The organism is Micromonospora solifontis, from assembly GCF_003725545.1.
In the GTDB taxonomy this organism is placed as follows: Bacteria; Actinomycetota; Actinomycetes; order Mycobacteriales; family Micromonosporaceae; genus Micromonospora; species Micromonospora solifontis.
The window spans coordinates 1-8787 of record NZ_RJLN01000138.1 but is presented as its reverse complement, the minus strand read 5'-3'; the positions used below and the strand labels follow the sequence as shown (position 1 = coordinate 8787).

10 protein-coding genes are annotated in these 8787 nt (G+C 74.9%); 4 read left to right on the top strand and 6 right to left on the bottom strand.

Annotated elements, in window-relative coordinates:
• Positions 1-709: glycosyltransferase family 9 protein (locus EFE23_RS26605; RefSeq protein WP_148058546.1), on the top strand; the 709-nt coding region annotated here is incomplete at its 5' end.
• Positions 693-1682 carry a DNA topoisomerase IB gene (locus tag EFE23_RS26600; protein WP_123243634.1) on the top strand — a complete coding sequence of 330 codons (990 nt, stop codon included), beginning with the start codon at positions 693-695 and terminating at the stop codon, positions 1680-1682. The genes EFE23_RS26605 and EFE23_RS26600, both read left to right, overlap by 17 nt.
• 192 nt (positions 1683-1874) lie before the next feature.
• Here EFE23_RS26600 and EFE23_RS26595 read toward each other — a convergent pair whose 3' ends face one another.
• From EFE23_RS26595 to EFE23_RS26580, 4 genes are all read right to left on the bottom strand, one after another.
• On the bottom strand, positions 1875-2906 hold the full coding sequence (locus EFE23_RS26595; protein ID WP_123243633.1) for a helix-turn-helix domain-containing protein: 1032 nt from the start codon (positions 2904-2906) through the stop codon (positions 1875-1877).
• Positions 2907-3046: 140 nt separating this feature from the next.
• Positions 3047-3550, bottom strand: a complete 504-nt coding sequence (locus tag EFE23_RS26590; RefSeq protein ID WP_123243636.1) for a hypothetical protein — start codon at positions 3548-3550, stop codon at positions 3047-3049.
• Positions 3551-3612: 62 nt separating this feature from the next.
• Complete coding sequence (locus EFE23_RS26585) at positions 3613-5244, bottom strand: RecQ family ATP-dependent DNA helicase (RefSeq protein ID WP_123243632.1); 1632 nt, start codon at positions 5242-5244, stop codon at positions 3613-3615.
• A 47-nt stretch (positions 5245-5291) separates the two neighbouring features.
• The gene (locus EFE23_RS26580) at positions 5292-5621 is read right to left on the bottom strand and encodes a hypothetical protein (protein ID WP_123243631.1); all 330 of its coding nucleotides are present in this window, start codon (positions 5619-5621) and stop codon (positions 5292-5294) included.
• Positions 5622-5701: 80 nt separating this feature from the next.
• On the opposite strand from EFE23_RS26580, the gene EFE23_RS26575 reads away from it, so the two are divergent.
• The gene (locus EFE23_RS26575; protein WP_123243630.1) at positions 5702-6514 is read left to right on the top strand and encodes a PH domain-containing protein; all 813 of its coding nucleotides are present in this window, start codon (positions 5702-5704) and stop codon (positions 6512-6514) included.
• Positions 6515-6517: 3 nt separating this feature from the next.
• Here the strand turns inward: EFE23_RS26575 and EFE23_RS26570 are convergent, their stop codons facing one another.
• Both EFE23_RS26570 and EFE23_RS29385 read right to left on the bottom strand, forming a co-directional pair.
• On the bottom strand, positions 6518-7468 hold the full coding sequence (locus EFE23_RS26570) for a TIGR03557 family F420-dependent LLM class oxidoreductase (protein ID WP_123243629.1): 951 nt from the start codon (positions 7466-7468) through the stop codon (positions 6518-6520).
• 67 nt (positions 7469-7535) lie between these two features.
• A complete protein-coding gene (locus tag EFE23_RS29385) occupies positions 7536-7658 on the bottom strand; it encodes a hypothetical protein (protein ID WP_255421182.1) in 123 nt (40 codons plus the stop codon).
• A gap of 136 nt (positions 7659-7794) precedes the next feature.
• Here EFE23_RS29385 and EFE23_RS26565 point away from each other — a divergent pair.
• A partial coding sequence (locus EFE23_RS26565) for a glycoside hydrolase family 3 N-terminal domain-containing protein (RefSeq protein WP_123243635.1) occupies positions 7795-8787 on the top strand: 993 nt, incomplete at its 3' end.

The window sequence follows — 8787 nt, the reverse complement described above, 5'->3', positions numbered from 1 at the left end:
GGCGCTCGCCGCCACCCGGCCGGGCCGCCTGCTCGCCTACCGCAACGCCGAGGCCGGGCACCCGGGCGGGCCGGCGTGGGACGACGACGAGCACGAGGTCCGCCGCTGGTGCCGGCTGCTGCACGCGTACGGTCTGCCGGCCGACCCGGCCGACCTGGCGCTGCGCCGCCCGCCCGCCGCCGGGGTGCCGGCCGGCGCCACCGTGCTGCACCCGGGCAGCAAGGTCCCGGCGAAGCGCTGGCCGGCTGGGCGGTTCGCGGCGCTCGCCCGTACGCTGGCCGCCCGCGGCCACCGGGTGGTGCTCACCGGCAGCGCGGACGAGCGGGAGCTGGCCGCCCGGGTGGCCACCGCCGCCGGGCTGCCCCCGGCGGCGGTGCTCGCCGGCCGGACCGGCCTGGCCGAGCTGGCCGCCCTGGTCGCCGACGCGCGGCTGGTGGTCAGCGGGGACACCGGGGTGGCCCACCTGGCCACCGGGTACGGCACGGCCTCGGTGGTGCTCTTCGGCCCGGTGCCGCCGGCGCACTGGGGGCCGCCGCCGGACCGCCCCCGGCACCGGGTGCTCGGCGTCCCGCACCCGGAGCGGGATTGCGCTGCTCCCGGTGGGGTAGGAAGCCATCCGACGTTGGCGGCCATCGGGGTGGACGAGGTGCTGGCCGCCGTGGACGAGGCGGAACGGGCGGTGCGGGTCTCCGGTGCGATTGCGGCGTAGTGATCCGGGCAGGCCGGGGTACGGACGCCGGCGGCGCGGCAAGGGCTGGCTCTTCGTCGACGCGAAGGGCGAGCCGGTCCGCGACCCCGGCGAGCTGGCCCGGCTGCGCGACCTGGTGATCCCGCCGGCCTGGCGGGACGTGTGGATCTCGCCGTACCCGAACGGGCACATCCAGGCCACCGGGATCGACGCGGCCGGGCGCAAGCAGTACCTCTACCACCCGCTGTGGCGGCAGAAGCGGGACGAGGCCAAGTTCGACCACGTGCTGGAGGTGGCGCACCGGCTGCCGGTGCTGCGCGGCCGGGTCGAGAACGACCTGACGCTGCGCGGCCTGCGGCGGGACCGGGTCCTCGCGACCGTGACCCGGCTGCTGGACATGGGCATGTTCCGGGTCGGCAGCGACCAGTACGCCACCGGGGACGACCCCACCTTCGGCGTGGCCACGCTCCGCCCCGAGCACGCCCGCTCCCGGGCCGGCTGCGTGGTCTTCGAGTTCCCCGCCAAGGGCGGCATCGAGCAGGTCCGCCGGATAGCGGACCCCGAGCTGTGCCGGGTGCTGGCCAACCTGCGGCGCCGACGGCGCACCCAGGAGCGTCTCTTCGGCTACTGGGACGGCCGGGCCTGGCGGGACGTGCGCAGCGACGAGATCAACGACTACCTGCGGGACGCCAGCGGCGGGGAGATGACGGCGAAGGACTTCCGCACCTGGCACGCCACCGTGCTGGCCGCCACCGAGCTGGCCACGGCCGGCCGGCAGCGCTCGGCCACGGCCCGCAAACGGGCGGTCGCCGCGGTGATGCGGTCGGTCGCCGAACTGCTCGGCAACACCCCCACGGTGGCGCGGACGTCCTACGTGGACCCGCGGGTGGTCGACCTCTACCACGACGGGGTGCTGGCCGCGGTGGAGCCGGAGATGCCCCGGGAGTCCGTGGAGAAGGCCGTGCTGGTGCTGCTGGAGGAGGAGACGACCTGACCGGCCCCGTCGCCGGTCCTGGGGGGAAGTACGACGGGGCCGGGGTCCGGTGGTGTCCCGGGGGCGCCCGTACGGCGGTGTCGGCACCGGGCGGCCGCCCGCGACGGTCCGTCGCGGGCGCCTCGCCACGGCCCCCCGATACCAGTGGGCCGCGCCGGTCACCCGGCGGTCGGCCCACCACCAGTATGTCGGCTACGAGTTGACCGGGAACGCCGCGGTGTTGACGATCCGTGCCCGTTCCAGCCGGCGCGCCCGGTACGCCTGCGGCGTCTCCCCGTACGCGGCCCGGAACGCCCGGCTGAAGTGGGCCTTGTCCCGGAACCCCCAGCGGGCGGCGATGTGCTGGACGGGCTGGTCCCGCAGCGCCGGGTCGGCCAGGTCGAGGCGGCACCGCTGCAGCCGCTGGTCCCGGATGCACGCGGCCACCGTGGTCTCCTCGGCCTCGAAGAGCCGGTGCAGGGAGCGGACCGAGATGTGATGCGCGTCGGCGATCTGCTGCGGGCTCATCGCCGGGTCCCCGAGGTGCTGGCGGATGTGCGAGCGCACCTGGGCCAGCAGCGCCCGCCGCCGTACCTCGGTGGGGACCTCGTCCTCGGAGACCAGGTGCCGGCCGAGCATGGTGGCGATCAGGTCGAGCCCGATGCCGGCGAGCCGCTCCGCGTCCGCCGCGTGGTACTGCTCGGGGTGCCCGGTGAGCTGGAGGAGGTAGTCGGCCAGCAGCCCGCCGACCCCCTCGGTGCCGGACATCCGGCCGGCGAACAGCGCGGAGAGCCGGCGGTGGGGCAGCGGCAGGGCGTCGTACGGGATGAGCGCCACCACCGAGCTGGCCGCCTCCAGCCCCCGGTCGAGGCCGTGGTGGCTGACCTCGTGCGGGCGGGAGCAGTCGTAGAAGGTGAAGTCGCCGGGCCGGCACTCGCTCTGCCGCCCCGCCTGGCCGGCGATGCCGGTACCGGTCAGGGTCAGCGCGAGCGCGTAGTAGTCCGGGTCGGAGCGCTGGATCAGCTTGCGGGTCCGGACGCCGTCCAGGGAGGGGTAGTGGTAGCGGATCAGCCGCAGCCGGCCCAGCTCGATGAACTCCGCCCGGGCGAGGAAGTCGTCGGCGTGCTCGGTGTGGACCCGCAGCGGGGCGGGCGAGTCCGCGAGCATGTCCAGCCACATCCCGAAGCGGTCCGGCGGCGGCACCAGCCCCGTGTCGAGCACGTGCCGGTCGAGCCTGGCGTCCATCAGCGACCCCCCGTGTCCGTCACCCTCCATCGAGAGGGACGCCCCACGCGGTCGCGAGGCGACAGCCGTAGGGCGTCCGACATCCGTCATTGACGGTAATCATCTCTTCTGTTGGCAGCCAGTTCCCCGGCGTCGGGGGATCAGTCGTTGAGCACCTGGGCGAGCCGGTCCCGGAAGCGCCGCTCGGTCTCGCTGACCACGTCGCCGCCGAGGCCCAGGATGCCGCCGCTGGACGCCGCGGTGACCACCTGCTCGGCGATCTCCACCAGCCAGTGCTTGTACGCCCCGGCCTGCCCCTCGTCCACCTTGGCGGCGAGCAGGGCGGCCGCCTGGCCGGCCCGGGCGAGCACGTCGTCGATCATCGCCTGCGGTTCGGCGGGCGTGATGACCGGCAGCTCCGCGCCGGCCTCCGGGTCACCGACCCGGGACACGACCTCGCCGGCGACCGCGGCCACCAGCGGGCTGGCCGACTCGCGTCCCGCCGAGATGGTCTCCAACCCGGCGGCGTTCTCGGCCATGGTGCGCTTGGTGCCGTCGGACTCGGCCGCGCTCGCCGCGGTCAGCACCGCCTGCGGCAGCCCGACCAGCAGGCCCCACTCCTCGTCCGAGAATCCGAACCCGGTGTACGCCGGCTGCTCGATCACGATCAAGCCCCTTTCGCCGTGGTCGTCGTTGTCGACGGGCACCCCGCGGTGCCCGGGTCAGGCTAGTCGAGCGTCAGCAGGCCCTGTTCGGACACCACGGGCACGGAGAGCGTCTTGTAGCCGACCTCGTCGAAGAGCACCGTCATCCGGTCCTCCTCGTAGCTGAGCACCAGGCCGGCGCCCCACTCCGGGTGCCGTACCTGGCTGTGCACCGGGAACGGTCCGACCGCCCGGTCGTCGGCGAGGCTGGTGCCGGCGTGGCAGTTGTCGCAGTGCCCGCAGACCTCGTGCAGCTGTTCGCCGAAGTACGCCAGCAACGCCTGGCCGCGACAGCCGGTGGTCTCGGCGAAGGCCCGCATCATGTCGGTACGCGACCGGGTGACGGCCTGCTGCCGTTCCGCCTCGGCGAGCGCCGCCCGGCCGGACTCGGCGGCCTTCGGCGCGTACCGGGGGGCGCCGACGCGCTGGCGGGCGCGCGGCTCGGCGGCGCCCACCTGCTCCAGCAGGGACAGGTACTGGCCGAGCTTGCGCGGGCCGAGGCCGGTCAGTTCGCGCAGCTCCTTCTTGGTCCGTGCCTGCTTGCGCAGCAGCGCGGCGAGTTCCCGCAGCTCCTGCTCGTCGGGCAGGCCACCGGTGAAGTACCGCTGGAGGCCGACGTCCTCGGCCCGCCACAGCAGCAGCACCCGGGCCGGCTCGCCGTCCCGGCCGGCGCGGCCGATCTCCTGGAAGTAGCTGTCCGGGGAGTCGGGTAGCGCCATGTGCGCCACCCAGGCGATGTTCGGCTTGTCGATGCCCATGCCGAACGCCGAGGTGGCCACCATGATCGGCACCTGGTCGGCGAGGAACGCCTCGTGCAGCTCGTGCCGGGCGCCGGTCGGCATCCCGCCGTGGTAGAACCGGGCCGGGTAACCGGCGTCGGTCAACCGTCCGGCCAACTCCTCGGCGGCCCGGCGGGTCGGCACGTAGATGATGCCCGGGCGCTTGTCGTCGCGCAGCAGCGCGATCAGCCGGCGCCACCGGTAGTCCTCGGTCGGGCAGTGGGCCACCTCGAGGAAGAGGTTCGGCCGGTCCAGCCCGGACACCACCACCTCGGGGTCGCGCAGCCGGAGCCGGGTGATGATGTCGTCGCGTACCGGCGGGGAGGCGGTGGCGGTCAGGGCCACCACCGGCGGCCGGCCGATGCCGTCGATCAGGTGCCCGAGCGCCAGGTAGTCGGGGCGGAAGTCGTGCCCCCAGGCGGAGATGCAGTGCGCCTCGTCGATCGCCACCAGGGCCGGCCGCAGCGAACGGACCTCGGCCATCCGCTCCGGGTTGCTCAGCGCCTCCGGGGTGATGAAAAGGAACTCCGCGCGTCCCCGCCGGACCTCCTCGACCGCCTCGGCCTGCTGCGCGGCGGTCTCGTCGGAGCTGATCCGCACCGCCCGCAGCTCGGGGCGCTGCCGTTCGTTGAGCGCCGCGATCTGGTCCTGCTGGAGGGCCAGCAGCGGGGAGATGACCACCGTGGGGCCGGGGATCAGGCTGGCCGGGATCTGGTAGATCGCCGACTTGCCGGCGCCGGTGGGCAGGACCACCAGGGCGTCGCGTCGCTTCATCACCGCGCGCATGGCGGCCAGTTGGTTGGGCCGGAGCGCGGTCCAGCCGAAGAGGCTGCGCGCCGCGCGGCGCAACGTCGTCGAGTGCGTGGTCAGTCTCATCAGTGGCCGCAGGTACCCCCGGCGATCACCGCCGAAACCGGGCCGGTTCAGCCCACGAACGGCGCGAGGGCGACCAGCGTGACGAGCACCGCGAACACGCCGGCGAGGTAGCCGGCCGCGCAGGCGCGGGCCGCCGGCCGGAAGAGCGCCACCAGCGCGGCGATCAGCAGCCCCGCGTCGACGAGCAGGAGGGCGCCCGCGCCGAGGGTGAGCAGGTTGAAGCCGCTGTCCGGGCGCGCGGTCGCGGTGACGCTGCGCAGGTAGAGCAGCACGAGCAGCGGCGGACCCGCGTTGAGCAGCACCCCGGGCAGGAAGCCGGCCAGCGCCACCACCAGGGGGCGTTGCGCCGGCGCGGGCAGGGTCGTCGTGTCGGTCATGCCACCTCCGCCGAGCACCGTACCGGCGGGAGCGCCGAGCGCGCGACGCGAGGATTGCGCCGGTACGCCATCATGCCGGCATGGCCTCGCCAACCGTTCCGGCCCCGCCCGTCGTCCATGCGCCGCCCGGGACACTGATCGGGCGCGCGGCGGTCGGCGCGGCGCTGCTGTTCTCGGTCGCCCGGGCGGTGGTCGTGCTGACCGGCGGCCTGCCCTCGCCGGCCTGGGACCACGCGCTCGGCGTGGCGCCCTTCCCGCTGTCCCTGCTGGTGCTCGTGCCGGTCGTGGTGAGCCAGCGGGGGGCGTGGCGGCGGCCGGCCCGGCTGGTCGCCGCCGGGCCGGGGCGACGCCGGGTGCCCGCCGCCCCGGCGTACGGCTGGTTCGCCGCCGGGCAGGTCCTGCTCCTCGGCGCGATCACCTCGTCCCCGGCGAGCGACCTGTTCCGGGACCCCGAGGCGCCCACCGCGGTGCGCTGGCTGCTGCCCGCGGGCACGGCGTCGCTGGCGGTGCTCTGGCTGCTGCTGGTGACGGCCCAGGCGGTGGCGGTCTTCCGGGGCCGTCCCCGGATCGACCTCACCCCGTCCGGGGTCGAGATCCATGAGCCGTTCGGCCGGCGGAGCATCCCGTGGGCGGCGCTGGCGCCCGGCGCACCGGGGCAGCAGCAGTCCGGCGGCACCCTGCGGCTCCGGGTGGTCCGCCCCGACCTGGTCGAGCGGCGTGGCCTGGTGCTGAGCCCCGCGAGCGCGCCCCAGGTGCTGCTCGGCTGGCTGCCGGTGCACCCCTGGTTCCTGGCCGATGTGCTGCGGTTCTACGTCGACCACGCCGAGGAGCGCGGCCTGCTGGGCACCCCGGCCGGGGACGAGCGGCTGGGCCGGGCGCTCGGCGTCGGCTGAGCCTCAGCGCAGCCGGGGCAGCACCTCGCGCCGGTAGAGGTCGAACAGTCCCGGCCAGTGCGGTCCGGTGTTGGCCACGTAGACCTCGTCGAAGCCGGCCTTCGCGTACCGGTCGATCATTTCCAGGTGCGCGTCGGCGCTGTTGCCGCAGACGAACGACTCCTTCATCATCTCTGGCCGGACGAGCTGTGCGGCCTGCTCGAAGTGGCGCGGCGAGGGGAGCACCTGGGACAGCTCGCCCGGCACCCCGGCGTTGGGCCACCGCTCGTACGCGATCCGCGCGCCCTCGTCCGCGCTGTCGGCGTACGCCGCCTTGAAGCCGGCCTGGCACGGCTTGTCGCCGCCGCCGGCGTCGCGGAACCGGCGGACCAGGTCGGCGTCCGGCATGGTGTTGATGTATCCGTCGCCGATCCGGGCGGCCAGCTCGATCGACTTCGGGCCGAAGCCGGAGACGTAGATCGGCGGGGGCGTGTCCGGCAGCGTGTAGATCCGGGCGTGCTCGACGGTGTAGTGCTTCCCGTGGTGGTTGACGAACTCGCCGCGCCACAGCTCGCGCAGCACCTCGACCGCCTCCGCCAGCATCTCCAGCCGGACGTCGGTCTGCGGCCAGGCGGCGCCGAGGATGTGCTCGTTGAGCGCCTCGCCGGTGCCCACCCCGAGCACGAACCGGCCCTCGTGCAGCACCGCGCTGGTCGCCGCGGCCTGGGCGATCACCGCCGGGTGGACGCGCATGGTGGGGCAGGTGACCGCGGTGGTCACCGGCAGCCGGCAGACCTGGCTGAGCGCGCCGATGGTGGACCAGACGAAGGGGCTCTGGCCCTGCGCGTCGACCCAGGGGTGGTAGTGGTCGGAGATCCACAGTGCCTCGAAGCCGGCCCGCTCGGCGCCCCGGGCCTGTGCCAGCAGCTCGGCGGGGGTGTACTCCTCGCTGGACAGAAAGTAGCCGATCTTCACGGTGCCCCCTCGCCGGTACGGACGGACACCGACGCCGTACCCCGGCGGGACGCGGTCCGAACGCGGGTCAGCGGCGGAACATCGCCCGGATCGCGATGAGCAGGAAGAGGCCCCCGACCATCAGGCCGAGCAGGCGTACGCCGGGGATGTCGGCGGCGGTGGTGGCGTCGGCGAGCAGCGCGGGGTGCATGGTCGCACTCTCCCACTCCGGTTCCGGCTCCGCCAGCAGCTAACAGTTAGGAATGTTGACTATTTAGGGACGCGGGTGTGACCATGTCAGCACCGCCGGGGCGGCGGGCAGTGGGGAGACGGGGGTACGACGGCGGATGACCGAGCGTAGCGAGCGAATCGTGGGAGCGAGCCCAGACCTGGCGGCCCTGGCCGCGGCCGTCCTCCAGCCCGGGTTCGTCGGCACCACCCCGCCGGCCTGGGTCTGCCGCTGGCTCGGCGAGGGGCTCGGCTCGGTCGTGCTGTTCGCCCGCAACGTCGTCGACCACGACCAGCTCGCCGCGCTCACCGCGACGCTGCGGGCCGAGCGGCCCGACGTGATCGTCGCGATCGACGAGGAGGCCGGCGACGTCACCCGGATCGAGTCGGCCCGGGGCAGCTCGCGGCCCGGCAACTTCGCCCTCGGCGCGGTCGACGACGAGGGGCTGACCGAGGAGGTCGCCCGCGACCTCGGCGCGGAGCTGGCCGCCCTGGGCGTCACCCTCGACTACGCCCCCGACGCCGACGTCAACTCCAACCCGGCCAACCCGGTCATCGGGGTCCGCTCGTTCGGCGCCGACCCGGCCCTGGTGGCCCGGCACACCGCCGCCTGGGTACGCGGACTCCAGGCCGGCGGCGTGGCCGCCTGCGCCAAGCACTTCCCGGGCCACGGCGACACCCGGGTCGACTCGCACCACGACCTGCCCCGCATCGGCGGCGACCGGGCCCGGCTGGAGGCGGTAGAGCTGGCCCCGTTCCGGGCCGCGGTGGCCGCCGGGGTGCAGGCGGTGATGACCGGGCACCTGCTGGTGCCGGCGCTCGACCCGGAGCTGCCGGCCACGCTCAGCCCGCGCATTCTCGGCGGGCTGCTCCGTGACGAACTCGGCTTCCACGGCGTGGTGGTGACCGACGCCGTGGAGATGCGGGCGGTCGCCGACCGGTACGGCTTCGCCGGGGCGGCGGTGCGCGCCCTCGCCGCCGGGGCGGACGCCATCTGCGTCGGCGGGGAGCGGGCCACCGAGGCCGACGCCGCCGAGCTGCGGGACGCCATCGTGGCCGCGGTGCTCGCCGGGGAGCTGCCCGAGGAGCGGCTGGCCGAGGCGGCGAAGCGG